Source organism: Pedococcus sp. KACC 23699, from assembly GCF_045348425.1.
Lineage (GTDB): Bacteria > Actinomycetota > Actinomycetes > Actinomycetales > Dermatophilaceae > Pedococcus.
Window position 1 is genome coordinate 2,748,152 of record NZ_CP157483.1, and the last position, 17,287, is coordinate 2,765,438.

The 17,287-nt window shown below is 71.7% G+C and carries 15 protein-coding genes; 12 read left to right on the forward strand and 3 right to left on the reverse strand.

The window, feature by feature from the left end; genetic code table 11:
* Positions 1-136: 136 nt before the first annotated feature.
* Both ABEG17_RS13010 and ABEG17_RS13015 read right to left on the reverse strand, forming a co-directional pair.
* Positions 137-1,054, reverse strand: coding sequence for a cation diffusion facilitator family transporter (locus ABEG17_RS13010; protein ID WP_406829907.1), 918 nt, complete (start codon positions 1,052-1,054; stop codon positions 137-139).
* Positions 1,055-1,125: 71 nt separating this feature from the next.
* Positions 1,126-1,956 carry a PAS and ANTAR domain-containing protein gene (locus ABEG17_RS13015; protein WP_406829908.1) on the reverse strand — a complete coding sequence of 277 codons (831 nt, stop codon included), beginning with the start codon at positions 1,954-1,956 and terminating at the stop codon, positions 1,126-1,128.
* Positions 1,957-2,488: 532 nt separating this feature from the next.
* Here ABEG17_RS13015 and ABEG17_RS13020 point away from each other — a divergent pair.
* Positions 2,489-4,534 carry a DEAD/DEAH box helicase gene (locus ABEG17_RS13020; protein ID WP_406833197.1) on the forward strand — a complete coding sequence of 682 codons (2,046 nt, stop codon included), beginning with the start codon at positions 2,489-2,491 and terminating at the stop codon, positions 4,532-4,534.
* Positions 4,535-4,554: 20 nt separating this feature from the next.
* On the opposite strand, the gene ABEG17_RS13025 is transcribed toward ABEG17_RS13020, so the two are convergent.
* Complete coding sequence (locus ABEG17_RS13025; protein WP_406829909.1) at positions 4,555-5,532, reverse strand: MerR family transcriptional regulator; 978 nt, start codon at positions 5,530-5,532, stop codon at positions 4,555-4,557.
* Positions 5,533-5,805: 273 nt separating this feature from the next.
* Here ABEG17_RS13025 and ABEG17_RS13030 point away from each other — a divergent pair, with 273 nt between their 5' ends.
* From ABEG17_RS13030 to ABEG17_RS13080, 11 genes are all read left to right on the forward strand, one after another.
* The gene (locus ABEG17_RS13030) at positions 5,806-6,522 is read left to right on the forward strand and encodes an SDR family NAD(P)-dependent oxidoreductase (protein ID WP_406829910.1); all 717 of its coding nucleotides are present in this window, start codon (positions 5,806-5,808) and stop codon (positions 6,520-6,522) included.
* 47 nt (positions 6,523-6,569) lie between these two features.
* Positions 6,570-7,781 carry a heparan-alpha-glucosaminide N-acetyltransferase domain-containing protein gene (locus tag ABEG17_RS13035; protein ID WP_406829911.1) on the forward strand — a complete coding sequence of 404 codons (1,212 nt, stop codon included), beginning with the start codon at positions 6,570-6,572 and terminating at the stop codon, positions 7,779-7,781.
* Positions 7,782-7,864: 83 nt separating this feature from the next.
* On the forward strand, positions 7,865-9,181 hold the full coding sequence (locus ABEG17_RS13040) for an NAD(P)/FAD-dependent oxidoreductase (RefSeq protein ID WP_406829912.1): 1,317 nt from the start codon (positions 7,865-7,867) through the stop codon (positions 9,179-9,181).
* A complete protein-coding gene (locus tag ABEG17_RS13045) occupies positions 9,178-9,909 on the forward strand; it encodes a DUF1365 domain-containing protein (protein WP_406829913.1) in 732 nt (243 codons plus the stop codon). The genes ABEG17_RS13040 and ABEG17_RS13045 overlap by 4 nt, the downstream gene beginning before the upstream one ends.
* The gene (locus ABEG17_RS13050; RefSeq protein WP_406829914.1) at positions 9,906-11,243 is read left to right on the forward strand and encodes a class I SAM-dependent methyltransferase; all 1,338 of its coding nucleotides are present in this window, start codon (positions 9,906-9,908) and stop codon (positions 11,241-11,243) included. The genes ABEG17_RS13045 and ABEG17_RS13050 overlap by 4 nt, the downstream gene beginning before the upstream one ends.
* The gene (locus tag ABEG17_RS13055; RefSeq protein WP_406829915.1) at positions 11,240-12,559 is read left to right on the forward strand and encodes a class I SAM-dependent methyltransferase; all 1,320 of its coding nucleotides are present in this window, start codon (positions 11,240-11,242) and stop codon (positions 12,557-12,559) included. Before ABEG17_RS13050 ends, ABEG17_RS13055 begins: the two co-directional genes overlap by 4 nt.
* Positions 12,556-13,353: a DUF1295 domain-containing protein gene (locus tag ABEG17_RS13060; RefSeq protein WP_406829916.1), complete on the forward strand. Its 798-nt coding sequence runs from the start codon at positions 12,556-12,558 to the stop codon at positions 13,351-13,353. Before ABEG17_RS13055 ends, ABEG17_RS13060 begins: the two co-directional genes overlap by 4 nt.
* A 21-nt stretch (positions 13,354-13,374) precedes the next feature.
* A complete protein-coding gene (locus ABEG17_RS13065; RefSeq protein ID WP_406829917.1) occupies positions 13,375-13,797 on the forward strand; it encodes an HIT family protein in 423 nt (140 codons plus the stop codon).
* 2 nt (positions 13,798-13,799) lie between these two features.
* Positions 13,800-14,297 (forward strand): methylated-DNA--[protein]-cysteine S-methyltransferase, encoded by a 498-nt coding sequence (locus ABEG17_RS13070; protein ID WP_406829918.1) that lies wholly within the window; start codon positions 13,800-13,802, stop codon positions 14,295-14,297.
* A gap of 161 nt (positions 14,298-14,458) precedes the next feature.
* Positions 14,459-15,688 (forward strand): lytic murein transglycosylase, encoded by a 1,230-nt coding sequence (locus ABEG17_RS13075; protein WP_406829919.1) that lies wholly within the window; start codon positions 14,459-14,461, stop codon positions 15,686-15,688.
* Positions 15,689-15,842: 154 nt separating this feature from the next.
* The gene (locus ABEG17_RS13080; protein ID WP_406829920.1) at positions 15,843-17,261 is read left to right on the forward strand and encodes an NAD(P)/FAD-dependent oxidoreductase; all 1,419 of its coding nucleotides are present in this window, start codon (positions 15,843-15,845) and stop codon (positions 17,259-17,261) included.
* Positions 17,262-17,287 lie beyond the last annotated feature (26 nt).

Genomic DNA, 17,287 nt, shown 5'->3' on the forward strand with positions numbered 1-17,287 from the left:
TCCGATCACGCCGATCACGTGCCAGTGTCCCCTGTCTGGGGTCAGTGTCCCGCGCCGAGGTGCCCGGCGAGGCGGGTGTGCCGCTCCTGACCCGCGTCCTCGAGGCCCCAGGATGGTCGCGTTCAGCAGGCGACGGTCACCAGGTGACCTCGGCGCAGCCGGTGTGGGTGTCGGGCTCCACCTGCAAGGTGGCGTGCTCGACCCCGAACCGGCCACGCATCACCTGACGCGCGTCGTCCAGGACCGCGTGGGCGTCGGTGCTTTGCGCGGTGACGAGGTGGGCCGTGGCGACGTGCATCCCCGACGTGAGGGTCCAGACGTGCAGGTCGTGCACCTCGTGGACACCCGGTACGGCGCCGAGTGCCTGCGCCACCTCCTCGGGGTCCATGCCCGCGGGCGCCTGCTGGCCCAGGACGACGAGCACCTCACGGCCGAGGGAGACGGCGCGGACGGCGACGAAGACGGCGATCGCCAGGGCGACCCCGGTGTCCCACCAGGCGCTGCCCGTCGCGGCGACGAGCACGCCGGCCACGATGACGCCGAGCGACCCCACCGCGTCGGCGACGGCCTCGAGGTAGGCCCCCTTGACGTTGAGGGACTCCTCGGCGCCCTGGCGCAGCAGGAACAGGCAGACGAGGTTGACGACGAGGCCGACGGTGCCGACCACGAGCATCGGCACCGAGGCCACGTCGGCCGTCATGCCGATCCGTCCGAGCGCTTCGACCACGATGTAGACGGACACCCCGAGCATGAGCAGCACGGCCAGGCCCGACGCGAACACCTCCGCGCGGTACGAGCCGTACGTCCGTCTGCCCGTCGTGTCCGGGCGGGCGGCGACCCGCGTGGCGACCAGGGCGGCGCCGAGCGCGACCACGTCCGCGGCCATGTGTCCGGCGTCCGAAAGCAGTGCCAGCGATCCTGAGAGGAGTCCCGTGACCAGCTCGACGACGAAGAACGCGGCGACGAGGACGAATGCCGTGCGCAGTCGCCAGCGGTGCGCGGCGCCGGCGTGACCGGGGACCGGCGCATGGGAGTGCGAGTGGGAGCCGCCCATGGGTGTCAGTGACAGTCCGGTGCGCGCATGCGTCGATCGTAGTCACGTGGCCTGGGGCGGCCGTCGGCTGTCTAGTCCTCGTCGAGGGCTGCCAGGCCCAGGCACGCGCAGGCCCGGCGGGCGGCGCTGAGGTCGTCCTCATGGGGAGAGCTGAATGCCGTGACGAGTCCGCGCGAAACGACGGACAGGTCGGCTCCGGTCTCCTCGGAACGCCAGGTGAGCAGCTCGAGGGCGGCCGCCGGAGTGAGCCTGAACGCCGCGACCAGCACGCCCTTGGCCTGCTCGATGGTCGGGTCCACGACGGGGCGGCGCGGCTCGACCTCGAGGACGCTGGTCGCCGCCTGCTCGACGGCCGCCTCGAAGGCACCCGTGAGGTCGATGAAGTACCCCTGGACGGTGGCGATCGAGCCATCGGCCGCGCACACCGCCTCGCCGACGGAGAGCACCTCCCGGACCTCGCCGCCCGCGTCGATGACGCGGTGGCGGCAGCAGAACGGCTCACCGGTCGCGAGGACGCGACGCAGGGTTTGCTCGGTCGCCGCCAGGTCGTCGGGGTGCTTGTGGGACATCAACAGGTCGGTGCTCGGCGCCACCTCGCCGTCGGTGAGCCCGTGCAGCTCGAACATGCCCGGGGACCACCACCAGTCGCCGGAGCGGACGTCGTACCGGAACCGGGCCGCGGGTTCGGCGGTGCCGGCCGTCAGGACGCTGAGCGGATCCCATGCCGCAGCGGTCGCCCCGGTGGTTGTCCCGGTCGTCGAGCCGGTCGTGCTGGCGCTGACGGCGGGGGAGTTCACGGCCTTGTCCTCGAGCGAGTCCCCGACCACATCGAGGAGCGCCTCGACCGGCACCCCCTTGGTGATGGGGGCCTGGACGGGAGAGCTCGGGGTGACGGTGCTCATCTGGCTCTCTCGCCTCGAAGATCGGGAGCCACAGATCTACCACAGCCGACACGGCCGGCGGGGGACACGCTCGACCCTTTTCGCTGTTCGGCCATCGGGCGGCGGGGCGGCTCGCACCGCGCGGAAGGGCAGGTAGCATGGTTGCTGAGTACTGGCCCCTGTGCCGTGCCGTCCCTCTCTGCCGACTCAGCTCGGCGCCCGGCGGTGGCGGCTCCCGGGGGTTCGCCGGTCCCACCGCGGGGGAGCACATCGCCCCCGCCCCGGTCGCTCGATCGGTGGGCCCGGTTGGCGTCCACGGACGTCCCGGGAGGGACGGCCACAGGCGCCGATCGTCCCGGTCGTGCCACACGCCGGGTCCGCCCGTCCGCTCGCCAGCGGTCCTTCGGAGGAGAAGTTCTTGGCTCGAGGCCAGCGCCAACCCGGTGCCACGCGCAGTGGTGCCGCCGGTGGCGGTCCTGCCCGCACCGGGGGGAACCGCCGGGGAGCGTCGCCGCGGCCCCAGCGACGTGTCAGCGACCTCGACAACGAGGGCATGATCCCGGTGCTGGCCCGCGCCGTCCGCGAGGTGGAGGCTGCTGCCCAGCGCGGCAAGGTCCGACCCTCGGGGCGCACGAAGTTCCAGGTCGTCGCCCTGCTGGTCCGTGAGGAGCGGACCCGCATCAAGAACGACACCGAGAGCACCGAGGCCCAGCGCACCGAGCAGCTCAAGCGCCTCGACGGTGTGGCCACCATCCTCGCCAAGACCGCCGCGCGCGACACCTCCCTGCTGGTGCTCCTGCCCGAGGACGCCGTCGTCTCCGACGATGCCGCCACCCTCAAGCGGGAGATGCAGCTGGCAGCGGGGTTCGAGGTGCCCGACGAGCCCGAGCCCACTCCCGAGGCCGAAGCCACCACGACCGTCGTCGAGCGCCGCGTCGTTCCCCAGTCGGTCGTGGCCCGCCAGCTCGCCAACCCGTTCCTCGCTCCCGACTTCTCGGCGGTGGAGCTGAAGCGACCGACCGGCCGCCTCAGCAGCTGGGAGCTGCTCGGGCCCCTGTTCCGGTCCTTCGAGTACGGCGGGGCCTCTTCCTGCATGGACCTTCCCGAGGACGTCTCGGTCAAGGCTCCCGACGGCCTCGAGCTCATGCACCACCAGGCCCAGCTCGTCGCCTCCGCGGCAGCCGGCCACCGCACCTTCCTGCTCGCCGACGAGCCCGGGCTCGGCAAGACCGCGCAGGCGTTGCTCGCCGCTGAGGCGGCCGACGCCTACCCGCTGCTGGTCGTGGTGCCCAACGTCGTCAAGACCAACTGGGCGCGGGAGGCGGCGCTGTGGACCCCGCGCCGCACGGCGACCGTCGTGCACGGCAACGGTGACACCATCGACGGGTTCGCCGACATCGTCGTGGTCAACTACGAGATCCTCGACCGGCACGTCGGCTGGCTGGGCAACCTCGGGTTCCGCGGCATGGTCGTCGACGAGGCCCACTTCATCAAGAACAAGACCTCGCAGCGCTCGCAGCACGTCCTGCAGCTGTCCGAGCGGATCCGCTCCCGCACGGTCCGCCCGCTGCTCATGGCCCTCACCGGCACGCCGCTGATCAACGACATCGAGGACTTCCGTGCGATCTGGCAGTTCCTCGGCTGGATCGACGACAAGAAGCCGCTCGCTCCGCTGATGCACGCCCTCGAGGAGACCGGCCTGACGCCGGCCGACTCGGGCTTCTACACCGCGGCCCGTGGCAGCGTCATCGACATGGGCATCGTGCGTCGCCGCAAGGTCGACGTCGCCTCCGACATCCCGGCCCGTCGGATCGCCGACCTGCCGGTGGAGCTCGACGACGAGGCCGGGCGGTCCATCCGCGCCGCGGAACGTGACCTCGCCCGCCGCCTCGTGTCGCGCTACGACTCCGCGCTGGAGAACCGTCGGTCCAGCGTGCTCGTGTCCGGCATCGACCACGAGCTGGTACGCCGCGTGGCTCGCTGGGAGCGCGAGGACACCAACTCCTCGGCCACCGAGGAGAACGTCTTCGGGGTCATGCGTCGCATCGGCCAGGCCAAGGCGGGGCTGTCGGCGGACTATGCCGCGCAGCTCGCCCGCAGCGTCGGCAAGGTCGTCTTCTTCGCCAAGCACATCGACGTCATGGACGTGGCGGAGGAGACCTTCGCCAAGCGGGGGCTGCGCTACTCCTCCATCCGGGGTGACCAGACGCCGAGGCAGCGACAGGCCAACATCGACGCATTCGTCAACGACCCGGACGTGGCGGTGGTGGTCTGCTCGCTGACGGCTGCCGGCGTCGGGCTCAACCTCCAGGTCGCCTCCAACGTCGTGCTCGCCGAGCTGTCGTGGACGGACGCCGAGCAGACCCAGGCGATCGACCGCGTGCACCGGATCGGGCAGGCGGAGCCGGTCACGGCGTGGCGCATCATCGCCGCGCAGACCATCGACTCGAAGGTCGCCCAGCTCATCGATGCCAAGGCAGGGCTGGCGGCTCGTGCCCTCGACGGCTCGGACGAGGACGTCTCGTCGTCGGCTGACATCCAGCTCGAGGCCCTGGTCGCCCTGCTCACGGACGCGCTCGAGGCCCGCCTGGCCGCCTGACCCGCTTGAGCCGGACTGCGCTACGTCGCGGTGCGGGTGGTGCCGTCGGCGACGAGGTCCAGCTCGAGCCGGTCAGCGGCGGCTCGCAAGGTGTGTCCTAGCGCCAGGGTGCCGTGCCCGACCTCGTCCTGCGCGCCGCCACCGACGTAGACCGGGCAGCCGGGGTAGGCGGCGTGCAGGGCGTCCGCGGTCTCGCGGACCGCGATCACGTCCGAGCGCATGGGCACCCCGACGACCACGGCGCCGGGGGAGCGCCGGCGGACGACGTCGACCCAGTGCTGGGCGGGCAGGTCGGTGCCGAGGTGGACGACGCGTACGCCACGTCGTCGCAGCACGACGGAGAAGGCCAGCACCCCCAGCTCGTGGTGGGAGCCGCGCGCCAACCCGATCGCCACCAGAGGGCCATCGGCCTGACCGTCGCTGGCTTCCATCGCCGCCCCGAGATGGCGGTGCACGGTGGCGCTGACGACGTGCTCGCCGGCGACGTCGACCCTGCCGTCACGCCACCAGGTGCCGACGACCTGCAGCGAGGGCATGAGCCAGGAGTCGACGACGTCCTCGAACGCGCCGCGGGCGAAGGCCTCGTCCATGGCGTCCGACACGGCCCCTGGGTCCATGGCGGCGGCGCCCCGGGCCAGCGCCTCGAGGTCGTCATCGCTGGCGCGGGGTGATCCGAGCCGGGCCGCGCCATCACCATCGCCGACCCGGGCCGTGCCGTCGCCGTCGCCGTCGGCATCGGGGGTGGGTCGGTCAGGAACATCCCCCGTAGGGATCCCTCCACCGTCCTCGGAGAGCAGGTGGTCCGCAGCCTGGCGCGGGGCCCAGCCGGCGGCCACGAGGGAGGACATCGCTCGCACGACCTGGAGGGCGTGCTCGTCGTAGAGGCGATAGCCGCCGTCGGTGCGGACGGGTGAGACCAGCCCGTAGCGGCGCTCCCAGACCCGCAGCGTGGCGGCGGGGACGCCGGTCAGCCGTGCGGCGTGGCTGATCGTGTACACCCGCGCAGCGTAGCCGTGACCTTGGGCAAAGTCTGGACAAAGTAGGGGTCGAAGGAGAGAATCATCGCGGGTGCAACCTTGGACAAACATTGTTCAACACGTCTGTCCATGGCCTGGGCCCCGCAGGTCACCTCGGCCAGGGGTGAGGTGACCTACGGAGCAGTCGGTTCGCCCGGCCACCCCCATCGACCCCGACGTGCCGCGACGTCGCTCCGGCACGTCGGGGCCCCCGGCAGGCCAGCAGCCCCGTCAGACCAGCAGTCCGGAGCCCTCGTGAACACCCTCACCACACCGGTCGCCCTCGTCGCAGGTGCCGACGGCGGGCTCGGCCTCGAGGTCGCGCGCCAGCTGTCCCTCACGGGGGCGGTCGTCCTGGTCGCAGCGCGGACCGCTGAGGCCGCCAAGGGCGCGGTCGTGGACCTGCCCGCTCTCGAGGCGCTCGGCGTCGACCTCGACGTCACCGACGACGAGTCGGTGCTCGCTGCGGTCGCGGCAGTGGTGGCCGCACACGGACGGCTCGACATCCTCGTCAACGCCACAGCGTGCGCGGACCCGGCTGGCACCCCTTCCGGCGCGACGACACGAACCGACCTCGAGGAGGCGCTGCGACAGTTCGAGGTCGCGTTGTTCGGGGCCTGGCGCCTGACGAAGGCATTCCTGCCCCTGCTTGAGGCCAGCGCCCACCCACGCGTGGTCAACGTCAGCAACGGGGCAGGCTCGCACGGTGACCCCCTGCACGGGCTCGCCGCGCGCGGGGGTGCCGACGCGGCATACGGGGTGGGAGCCGCAGGGCTCAACGCCCTCACCAGCCTGCTCGCGGCCGAGCTCGCCACGGGCGGGATCCTCGTCAACGCCGTCTGCCCCGAGTCCCCGGTCGCCGGGACGCGGGGACCGGCGACCAGCGCTCCGGGAGTCGTCTGGGCGGCGACGCTGCCCGACGACGGGCCGACTGGCGGGTTCTTCAGGGATGGTGCGGCCCTGCCGTGGTGAGCTCCGCACAACGCGCGACCAACCACACCTGCTGACAGGATGAGCGCATGAGCGAACCCGTCCTCCCGGACGTCGCGCCGGGGCGGGTCGTCGGTGTCGACGTCGCCCGAGCGCTCGCGCTCCTCGGGATGATGGCCACGCACCTCCTGCCCGGCCGTCTCGGCAACGAGGTCCCGTGGCCCCAGCAGCTCGCTGGTGGCCGCGCGTCCGCGCTGTTCGCCGTGCTGGCCGGCGTGAGCATCGCCCTGGTCAGCGGCCGCACGGTGCCGGTGCGTGGCCGCGACCGCGCCGCGGTCTCGGTGCGCCTCGCCGTGCGGGCAGTGCTCGTCGGGGCGCTGGGCCTCGCCCTCGGAACAGTGCCCACGGTGATCGCGATCATCCTCGCGTCGTACGCCGTCCTCTTCCTGCTCGGGCTGCCGTTCCTCGGGCTGGGGGCTCGCTCACTGGCGGCCTGGGCGGTGGCGTGGGTCGTCGCCGCGCCCGTCGGTGCCCACCTCCTGCGGCCCCTGCTGCCGCCGCACGAGGCGGGCAGCCCGCAGCCGGGCGACCTCCTGCGACCTGCCCACCTGTTGAGCGAGCTGCTCCTCACGGGCTACTACCCGGCGGCGGTCTGGGTGGCCTACCTGCTCGCCGGTATGGCGCTGGGCCGGCTGCCGCTCGCCCGGCGGACGACCGCGACGCGCGTCCTCGTGGTGGGGGTCGTCCTGGCGGTGGCGGCGACCGTGGGTTCACGACTGATGCTGACCCTGCCCGGTGCCCGGGCGGCACTCGCGGCCACCTATCCCGACGCCACCACACCGGACCCCTCGCTGCTCACCGACCCCGCGTCCCTCGACGCGACCCTGGCGCACGGGCTGAGCGGGACCACGCCAACCGGGTCGTGGTGGTGGCTCGTGGTGGCGGCGCCGCACTCCGGCACCCCGTTCGACCTGGCGGCGACCATCGGAAGCGCGCTCGCGGTGACCGGGCTGTGCGTCCTCCTCACGCGCACCCAGCCCCGGGTGTGGGCCGCGGCCTTCGGAGCGGGGGCGATGACGCTCTCGCTGTACACCCTGCACGTGCTGGTGATGGCCCAGGGCTGGTGGCCCGACTGGGAGATGCCGCAGGACTACGGCGACCAGGTGCTGGTGGTCGTGGTCGTGGGGGCGTTCTTCGCTCTCGTGCCGATGCGCGGTCCGCTCGAGTCGCTGGTCGCGATGACCTCGCAGCGGGTGGCCCGGCTCCTCGTCCCACCCGTCCGGCCCCGTGGGGCGACGTGAGCACGCCGCCGGCGCCGGGCCAATCCGCCGGCCCCCGCACGACGAATGACCCGCACGTCGACCCCCTGAACGGATGGACCCCCATGTCAGCACCACGCCGCGCCGTCATCGGCAGCGGAGTCGCAGGTCTCACCGCCGCCCACGTGCTCGGCACGCAGGGCCCGGTGACCCTGTACGAGGCCGACCCCCGCCTCGGCGGCCACGCCGACACCCACGAGGTGGAGGTGGACGGTCGCGTCGTCGGCGTCGACACCGGTTTCATCGTGCACAACGACCGGACCTACCCGACGCTGCTGCGCCTGTTCGCCGAGCTCGGGGTGGCCACCCAGGACTCCGACATGAGCATGTCGGTCCGCGACGACGAGTCGGGGCTCGAGTACGCCGGTGCCAAGAAGGCCAAGGGGCTCTTCCCCCGCCTCGCCAACGTGACGAACCCCTCCTACCTGCGCATGCTCACCGAGGTGAAGAAGTTCCACGGCGCGGCCCGTGACGTCCTGGCCCGTGACTCCTCGGACGCGGACCGGGACGAAACCCTCGGGTCCTTCGCCACCCGCTGCGGGTTCAGCGCGTACTTCACCCGCCACTTCCTCGAGCCGGTCGTCGCGGCAGTCTGGTCGTGCGACCCCGAGGTCTCACTGGAGTACCCCGCCCGCTACCTGTTCGAGTTCCTCGACCACCACGGCATGCTCACCGTCTTCGGCTCGCCGACCTGGCGCACCGTGACCGGCGGCTCCAAGCGCTATGTCGAGGCGCTCGCTGCTGGCATCGACGACATCCGGCTCGCCACCGCGGTGACCTCGGTCGTCGAGACGGCTGACGGGGTGGTGGTGGTCGACGCCCGGGGTGGCAGCGAGACCTACGACTCCGTCGTCGTCGCCGCCCACCCGCACCAGGCCCTGGCCATGCTCAGCGCGCCCACCGACCTCCAGAAGGACGTGCTCGGTGCGATCCACTACTCCAGCAACGTCGCCCAGCTGCACACCGACGAGTCGGTGCTGCCGCACACCAGTGGTGCCCGTGCCTCATGGAACTACTGGCGTCGCCCCCAGGGCGATGGCGGCACCGGAGTCCTGGTGACCTACGACCTGACCCGCCTGCAGCGCCTCGACGTGCCGGGCACCCGCTTCCTGGTGACCCTCAACGGGGTGGACTGCGTGGACCAGGACAAGGTCATCGAGACGATGAACTACGAGCACCCCCTCTACACACCCGAATCCGTTGCGGCACAACGTCGCCTGCCCCAGATCAACACCGCGCGCATCGCTTTCGCCGGTGCCTACCACGGCTGGGGGTTCCACGAGGACGGGGCGCTGTCCGGCGCCAGGGCCGCTGCCGCGCTGGGTGTCGACTGGGACCGGTCGGGCGCGGAGGCGAGACCGCGCGAGGCTGCCGTCCGATGAAGACCTCACCCGCGACGCGCATCTACGCGACCTCGGTGCACCACGCGCGCAAGGAGCCGGTCGCGCACCGCTTCCGCACGCGGAGCCACAGCTGGCTGGTCGACCTCGACGAGCTGCCGCGCCTGGGCCGGCTCCAAAGGCTGGCGAGCTTCGAGGCCCGCGACCACCTCGGCGACCCGGCGCAGACGCTGCGGCAGAACCTCGACACGTTCCTGGCCACCCACGGCATCGACCTGCGCGGCGGCCAGATCCTCATGCTCGCCATGCCGCGGGTGCTCGGCACCGTCTTCAACCCGATCAGCGTCCACTGGTGCCACGACCCCGAGGGTGAGCTCGTGTGCACCGTCGTCGAGGTCCACAACACCTATGGCGACCGTCACGCCTACCTCGTGCACGCTGACCAGTTCGGCCGCGCCGAGGTCGACAAGGCGCTTTACGTCAGCCCCTTCAACGACGTGTCGGGCTCCTACAGCCTCACCGTCCCCGAGCCAGACGAGCAGGTGCGGGTGCAGGTCGTCCTGCGCCGACCGGGTCGGCCCGCGTTCGTCGCAGGCATGACCGGCCGCGCGCTGCCCGTCACCCACAGCACCGTCCTGCGGCTCGCGCTCACCCAGCCCCTCGAACCCCTGTCCGTCTCGGCACGGATCCGCCTCCACGGCATCTGGCTGTGGTTGCGTCGCCTGCCGGTCCAACCCCGTCCTTCCCACCACCAGGAGGCAGTCCAGTGACCACCGCCACCGCCGGCCTCGCCACGAGGCCCGTCATCGACCCGGCCCGCTGGCCCGGCCTGACCGCTCGGCGCGCCAAGGTGCGCCGCGTCGTCGAGGGCACGCTGGCCCGGCGCATCTTCTTGTCCGCCGTGAAGCGCCTCCCCGTCCGGGTGCAGCTGGGACGCGAGGCGATCGTCGGTGGAGCGGCGACCGATCCTGCTGCGCCGCTGATGGTCATCGAGCGTCCCGACGCGTTCTTCGAGGCCGTGGGAGCTCGAGGGCTCATCGGGTTCGGCGAGTCCTACATGGTGGGCGACTGGAACGCCGACGACCTCGGCGGCTTGCTCGAGGTGTTCGCTGCCCAGATGGCCACCCTGGTCCCGGAGCCGCTGCAGAAGCTGCGCGCGGTCTACGTCGCGCGGATGCCGCACTCCGAGAAGAACTCGACGGCCAACACGCGCAACAACATCGCCCGGCACTACGACCTGTCCAACGACATGTTCGCCACCTTCCTCGACAGCACGCTGAGCTACTCGTCGGCGTTGTTCGCCGGTGAGGAGCAGCGTGGCGTGCCGGTAGCGGGGGAGGCCGTCAAGGTCGACCGTCCGACGACCGTCCCGAGCTGGGACGACCTCGCCGAGGCCCAGGGCCGCAAGGTCGAGCGGATGCTCGACTCGGCCGGCGTCCGGGAGGGCAGCCGCGTCCTCGAGATCGGCACTGGCTGGGGCGAGCTCGCGATCCGCGCTGCTCGCCGCGGGGCCAGCGTCCTGTCCGTGACGCTGTCGTCGGAGCAGCAGGCCCTGGCCCGTGAGCGGATCGCTGCAGCAGGCTTCGCCGACAGGGTCGACGTCGAGCTGCTCGACTACCGGCTGGTCGAGGGCAAGTTCGACGCCGTCGTGTCCGTCGAGATGATCGAGGCCGTCGGCCACGAGTACTGGGGCGAGTACTTCCGCAAGATCGACAGCGTCCTCGCCCCCGGCGGCAAGGTCGCCATCCAGGCGATCACCATGCCGCACGACCGCATGCTGGCCACGCGCTACACCTACACGTGGATCCACAAGTACATCTTCCCCGGCGGCTTCCTGCCCTCGACGCAGGCGATCATGGACGTCAACCGCGCGCAGACCTCCCTGCACGTCTCGGAGCGGCTGTCCTTCGGCCAGCACTACGGCGAGACCCTGCGACTGTGGGACGAGCGGTTCCTCGGTGCGCTCGACCGGGTCCACCAGCTCGGCTTCGACGAGGTCTTCGACCGGATGTGGCACTTCTACCTCGAGTACTCGCGAGCGGGCTTCCGTTCGGGCTACCTCGATGTCCAGCAGCTCGTTCTCGAAAGGGATGGCGGCCGATGACCGCGACACAGACGACCACCAGCACGCACGACGCCACGGCCACCGTGCCGGGTGTCGCCACGCAGATCGCGGAGGCGCTGGCTCCCTTCGTCGGGGGCGCGCTCCCCGTGCACCTCACGGCCTGGGACGGCAGCGCCGCCGGCCCGCAGGACGCGCCCCGGGTCGTCCTGCGCTCCCCGCGCGCTCTGCGTCGGCTCCTGCGCCACCCCGGTGAGCTCGGAGCGTCGCAGGCCTACGTCACCGGCGAGCTCGACGTGGAGGGGGACCTCAACGCCGCCCTCACCCACGTGTGGGATGTCGCCCACGAGCGCGGCCTCGGCGGCATACGTCCGACGCCCTCGACCGTCGCCGCCATCGTCAAGGTCGCGAAGAGCGCTGGGGCACTAGGAGTTCCACTGCCGCCGCCGGCCAGCCAAGCCGTCCTGAAGGGTCGGTTGCACACCCTCGGGCGCGACAAGCAGGCGATCCACCACCACTACGACCTGTCCAATGAGTTCTACGAGCTCATCCTCGACCCGCACATGGCCTACTCGTGCGGCTACTGGACCTCCGACGACCCCGCCTACACCGTCGAGGACGCCCAGCGCGACAAGTTCGACCTCGTCTGCCGCAAGCTCGGGCTCGAGGGTGGCATGCGGCTGCTCGACATCGGTTGCGGCTGGGGATCGATGAGCCTGTATGCCGCCGAGCACTTCGGCGTGCAGGTCACCGGGGTGACCATCGCCGCCGAGCAGAAGAAGTTCATCGACGCCCGGATCGCCGAGCGGGGTCTGCAGGACCGGGTCGAGATCCGCCTGCAGGACTACCGCGAGGTACCGGACAGCGGGTTCGACGCCGTGGTCTCGCTCGAGATGGGCGAGCACGTCGGCCAGCGCAACTACCGCACCTACACCTCGGTGCTGCACGACCGGGTGCGTCCCGGTGGGCGCGTCCTGATCCAGCAGATGTCACGGCGCGGTCGGCACCCCGGCGGCGGCCCGTTCATCGAGTCGTTCATCGCGCCCGACATGACGATGCGCCCCGTCGGCCAGACCGTCGACCTCATCGAGGAGGCGGGTCTGGAGGTGCGTGACGTCCACGCAATGCGCGAGCACTACGTCCGCACCGTCGACGCCTGGTACGACACGTTCGAGGCCAACTGGGACCGTGCCGTCGCCCTCGTGGGCGAGGAGGTCGCACGCGTCTGGCGCCTCTACCTCGTCGGGGCCTCGATGGCCTTCCGGGACGGCCGCATGGGCGTCGACCAGATCCTCTCGGTCCGCCCGGACCGCGGGACGTCCGGGCTGCCCCCGCAGCGTCCGACGGTCTGGTCATGACCTTCAGCGGGACGAACTTCCTGGCCGTCACAGGGTTTTCGCTCCTCGCGGTCGTCGTCCTCATGGCGGCGACCGCGGTGGTCGGCGCCAGGCAGGGCCGAGTCAGCGTCGTCGACACGACCTGGGGTCTCGGGTTCGTCGTCGTCGCGGTGGTGGCCGCCCTGGTCGGTGACGGGGCCGGGTGGCGCCGGCTGGCGCTCGTCGTGGTCGTCGCCGTTTGGGGGCTCCGCCTGGCGTGGCACGTCACCCGCCGCAACGCGGGCAAGGGCGAGGACCCCCGCTACGAGGAGATGCTGGCCAAGGAGAACGGCAACCCCACCTGGGTCGCGATCCGCAAGGTCTACCTCGTGCAGGGCCTTGCCGTGTGGTTCGTCTCCCTGCCCATCCAGGTCAGCGCGGCCTCGGGCGACGGCATCACCGCGGTCGCCGTCGTGGGCCTGCTCCTGTGGGCCGTCGGGCTCGCCTTCGAGGCGATCGGTGACGCGCAGCTCAAGGCGTTCAAGGCCGACTCCGACAACAGGGGCAAGGTCATGGACCGCGGCCTCTGGTCGTGGACCCGGCACCCCAACTACTTCGGCGACTCCTGCGTCTGGTGGGGCATCTACGTCGTGGCGGCGAGCGCCTGGCCGGGTGTCCTCACCGTCCTGTCGCCGGTCGTCATGACCTACTTCCTCGTCTTCGCGACCGGGGCCAAGCTCCTCGAGAAGCACATGGGGGAGCGGCCCGGCTACGCCGAGTACCGCCGGCGCACGAGCTACTTCCTCCCCCGACCGCCGAAGAAGGTCACTGGCTGACCCCTCGACTAGGGTCGGCGCGTGGACTGCCTCTTCTGCCGGATCGTCGACGGCTCCGTGCCGGCCACCGTGGTGGTGGACGAGCCGTTCGTGCTCGGGTTCCTCGACACCCGTCCGCTGTTCAAGGGCCACGTCCTGCTCGTGCCCCGCATCCACGTCGACACCCTCCCCGACCTGCCGGCTGAGCTCCTGACACCACTCATGGGGGCGGTCCAGCGCACCTCCCGGGCGGTCGTCGCCGGGCTCGGGGCGCAGGGATCGTTCGTCGCGGTGAACACCGTGGTGTCGCAGTCGGTCCCGCACCTGCACGTCCACGTCGTGCCCCGCACCAAGGGTGACGGGCTGCGTGGGTTCTTCTGGCCCCGCACGAAGTACGCCTCGGACCAGGAGGCGCAGGAGTATGCCGCCCGCGTCGCCGCGGCCCTCACGCCGCCGGGGGAGTGACCGTGCGGACCCACACGGTGGTGCCGTCCCCGATCGGCGACCTCACCCTCGTGGCGCACGACGGGGCCCTGGCCGCGCTGCACATGGACAGCACGAAGCACGCGCCCGACCCCGCCAGGCTCGGTGAACGCGACGATGCCGGCTTCACCGACGTCACCACCCAGCTCGGCGAGTACTTCGCCCGCGAACGCACCACCTTCGAGCTGGAGCTCGCGCCGGTGGGCAACGCGTTCGAGCAGCGGGTGTGGGCGCTGCTGCGCGACATCCCGTACGGCCAGACCCGCAGCTACGGGGCCCTCGCGCGGGCGCTGGGTGACGTCGGGTTCAGCCAGGCCGTCGGGGCCGCCAACGGGCGCAACCCCATCGGCATCATCGTCCCCTGTCACAGGGTCATCGGTGCCGATGGCAGCCTCGTGGGCTACGCCGGGGGACTGGACCGCAAGCGGTTCCTGCTGGCGCTCGAGGAGTCCGAGGAGACCCGGGCGACCAGGCTGTTCTGACCCGGTGGGATGGGGCCGCTGGGGCCACTGTGACGCGTGTCCGGTGTGCTCCTCGTCCGTTCGTTCTGTTCGCCCGCAGCCAGGGGGCGGCTCGCGACGCTGACCGACAGGGTTGGTGGTGCCGCGGCCACCAGGGGACGCGGCGGTCGAAGGGACGGTCGGTGCGGGCACTCGTCAAGCTCGGTGTGGTGTCGGCGCTCGCCGCTGCGGTCGTGACCCAGGCGGCATCCACCCACGGGCTGCGCAGTGCCGTCCCCACCTCGGAGAGCTCGCCCCTCTCGACGGCGACCCTCGCTGTCCCCGGGAACGCAGGGAACGACGGGGCCGGCTCGGCCCCCGACGACGCGATCGTCGTCGACGTCCCTGACGCCTGGTCCTTCGACGACGCGCACGGCCGTGCCTCGGCAGACGTCGTGACGGCCGCCTCGCGGACAGCCGCACCTCGGCGCCCGGCGACCCCGCGCAAGCCTCCCAAGCCCCCGGCCAAGGCGAAGTCGGGTGCCCTTCCGGCCGCCGGCACCCCGCAGGCGGTCCTTGCCGCCGCCTACGTCAGCGCGGCAGCCAGGGCGCCGCAGGCCTGTCACCTCCGGCCCGCCCACCTCGCGGCCATCGGGCAGGTCGAGTCGGGTTCCGTCGGCGGCCGCCGCATCGACGACCACCACCGCGTCACCCCGACCATCTACGGTCCCCTGCTCGACGGCGGCCCGTTCGCCGTGGTGCGTGACACCGACCGGGGCGCGTACGACGGTGCCAGCGACTACGACCGCGCCGTGGGCCCCCTCCAGTTCCTTCCGGGGACCTGGCGCTGGGCCGGCCGGGACGGCGACGGAGATGGTCGCCGTGACCCGCAGAACGTCTTCGACGCGGCGCTGGCCACGGCCGACTACCTCTGCCGGGACGGTCGCGACCTGTCCCGCAGCGGTGACCTGCGCGCCGCGATCCTCACCTACAACTGGTCGGGGGAGTACGCCGCCGCCGTGTCCCAGTGGGTCTCCTTCTTCTCCCGGCACGGCCTCGCCGCGATGGACGACGTGGCGTTCCGGGTCGGCTCCGGTGGCCGGGCGAGCGCCATGGCCATCGCCAAGCCCCACCACGCCAAGGACGCGAAGAAGGCCAAGAAGCCGAAGAAGACCAAGAAGTCCACGAAGGCGGCCCCGCCCACGACCCGACCGGGGTCGCAGCCGACGCCCACGGGCACCGCCTCCAAGCCCGAGGTCCCCGTCCCGTCCCCCACGGTCACGACGCCCGTACCCGACCCGACGACGCCGGCCCCCGACCCGACGACTGCGCCGCCGGTGCCCAGCCCGACGCCCAGCACCTCGGTGCCTCCCGTGGGCACGCCGTCCGTGCCGAGCTCCACGGACGGGGTGTCCACTCGCTCCGCAGGGTGAGACGTGCGACGTGACGCCCGTCGCAGGCCCCGCACGAGGTGCGCAGGCGGCATACCGGCGCCGCTAGTCTTGTTGTCGCAAACGCAGGCGTCATCGAGGACGGCACCCCGACCGTGGGGTGGCCGTCCTTCGTCTTTCACAGGAGAGTGTCGGTATGTCGCACGAAGTCCACACCCAGCAGCGCCACCGCGTCGTCGTGGTCGGCTCGGGCTTCGGTGGGTTGTTCGGCACCCAGGCGCTCAAGCACGCCGATGTCGACATCACACTGATCGCCAAGACCACGCACCACCTGTTCCAGCCCCTGCTCTACCAGGTGGCCACAGGCATCCTCTCCGAGGGCGAGATCGCCCCGGCCACCCGTGAGGTGCTGGCCCGGCAGGACAACGCCCGGGTGCTGCTCGGCAACGTCACCCATATCGACCTCTCCGCCAAGACGGTCACCTCCCGCGTCCTGGACCGCGAGACCGTCGTCGAGTACGACTCGCTGCTCGTCGCGGCCGGTGCGGGTCAGTCGTACTTCGGCAACGACCACTTCGCGAAGTACGCCCCCGGCATGAAGTCGATCGACGACGCCCTCGAGCTGCGCGGGCGCATCTTCGGTGCCTTCGAGTGGGCCGAGCTGGCCAGCACCCCCAAGGAGATCGAGCGGCTGATGACCTTCGTCGTCGTCGGCGCCGGACCCACGGGGGTCGAGATGGCCGGGCAGATCGCCGAGCTGTCACGTCGCACCCTGCGTCGCGACTTCCGCACCATCGACACCACCCGCGCCCGCATCATCCTGCTCGACGCGGCCCCGACCGTGCTGAGCGCGTTCGGCGACCACCTCGGGGCCAAGGCCGCCGAGAAGCTGCGCAGCCTCGGCGTCGAGGTCCAGCTCGGCGCCATGGTCACCGGTGTCGACGCCACCGGCATCGACGTCAAGGACTCCGACGGCTCGGTCCGCCGCATCGAGTCGGTCACCAAGGTGTGGGCAGCGGGCGTGCAGGCGTCCGAGCTCGGTGCCCAGCTCGCCGAGCAGTCCGGGGCATCGATCGACCGTGCCGGTCGGATCGAGGTGAACGACGACCTCACCCTCCCGGGTCACCCCGAGGTGTTCGTCGTCGGTGACATGGCCTCGCTCAAGGGCTACCCCGGTGTCGCGCAGGTCGCGATCCAGGGGGCGCGCTATGCCGCGGACCAGCTGAAGCGACGCCTCGCGGGCAAGGAGCCGGCCGGCCCCTTCTCCTACAAGGACAAGGGGTCGATGGCGACCATCTCGCGCTTCAGCGCGGTCGCCTCGATCGGCAGGCTGCACTTCAGCGGGTTCATCGCGTGGGTGCTGTGGCTGGCCGTCCACCTCGTCTACATCATCGGGTTCAAGCACCGCCTGACCACGCTGCTGCACTGGGCGGTGAGCTTCGTCGGTCGCGGTCGGTCCGAGCGCACCGTCACCGAGCAGCAGGTGTTCGCGCGCACCGCCATCGAGCAGCTGGGAGAGGGTTACGCGCCCTCGCTCCCGCGGGTGCCTGCCGACCGCAGGCCCCCGGCGCAGTCGGTCACCCAGGCGCGCGAGCAGGGCAGCCGCACCCTCTGACCGTCCCGTCCAAGGACGGGTCCTCG

What these genes read in the sequence shown, in the direction of transcription:
- ABEG17_RS13010 (WP_406829907.1), bottom strand. Translation starts at nt 1,054, where the DNA reads ATGGGCGGCTCCCACTCGCACTCCCATGCGCCGGTCCCCGGTCACGCC.
- ABEG17_RS13015 (WP_406829908.1), bottom strand. Translation starts at nt 1,956, where the DNA reads ATGAGCACCGTCACCCCGAGCTCTCCCGTCCAGGCCCCCATCACCAAG.
- ABEG17_RS13020 (WP_406833197.1), top strand. Translation starts at nt 2,489, where the DNA reads ATGATCCCGGTGCTGGCCCGCGCCGTCCGCGAGGTGGAGGCTGCTGCC.
- ABEG17_RS13035 (WP_406829911.1), top strand. Translation starts at nt 6,570, where the DNA reads ATGAGCGAACCCGTCCTCCCGGACGTCGCGCCGGGGCGGGTCGTCGGT.
- ABEG17_RS13040 (WP_406829912.1), top strand. Translation starts at nt 7,865, where the DNA reads ATGTCAGCACCACGCCGCGCCGTCATCGGCAGCGGAGTCGCAGGTCTC.
- ABEG17_RS13045 (WP_406829913.1), top strand. Translation starts at nt 9,178, where the DNA reads ATGAAGACCTCACCCGCGACGCGCATCTACGCGACCTCGGTGCACCAC.
- ABEG17_RS13055 (WP_406829915.1), top strand. Translation starts at nt 11,240, where the DNA reads ATGACCGCGACACAGACGACCACCAGCACGCACGACGCCACGGCCACC.
- ABEG17_RS13060 (WP_406829916.1), top strand. Translation starts at nt 12,556, where the DNA reads ATGACCTTCAGCGGGACGAACTTCCTGGCCGTCACAGGGTTTTCGCTC.
- ABEG17_RS13080 (WP_406829920.1), top strand. Translation starts at nt 15,843, where the DNA reads ATGTCGCACGAAGTCCACACCCAGCAGCGCCACCGCGTCGTCGTGGTC.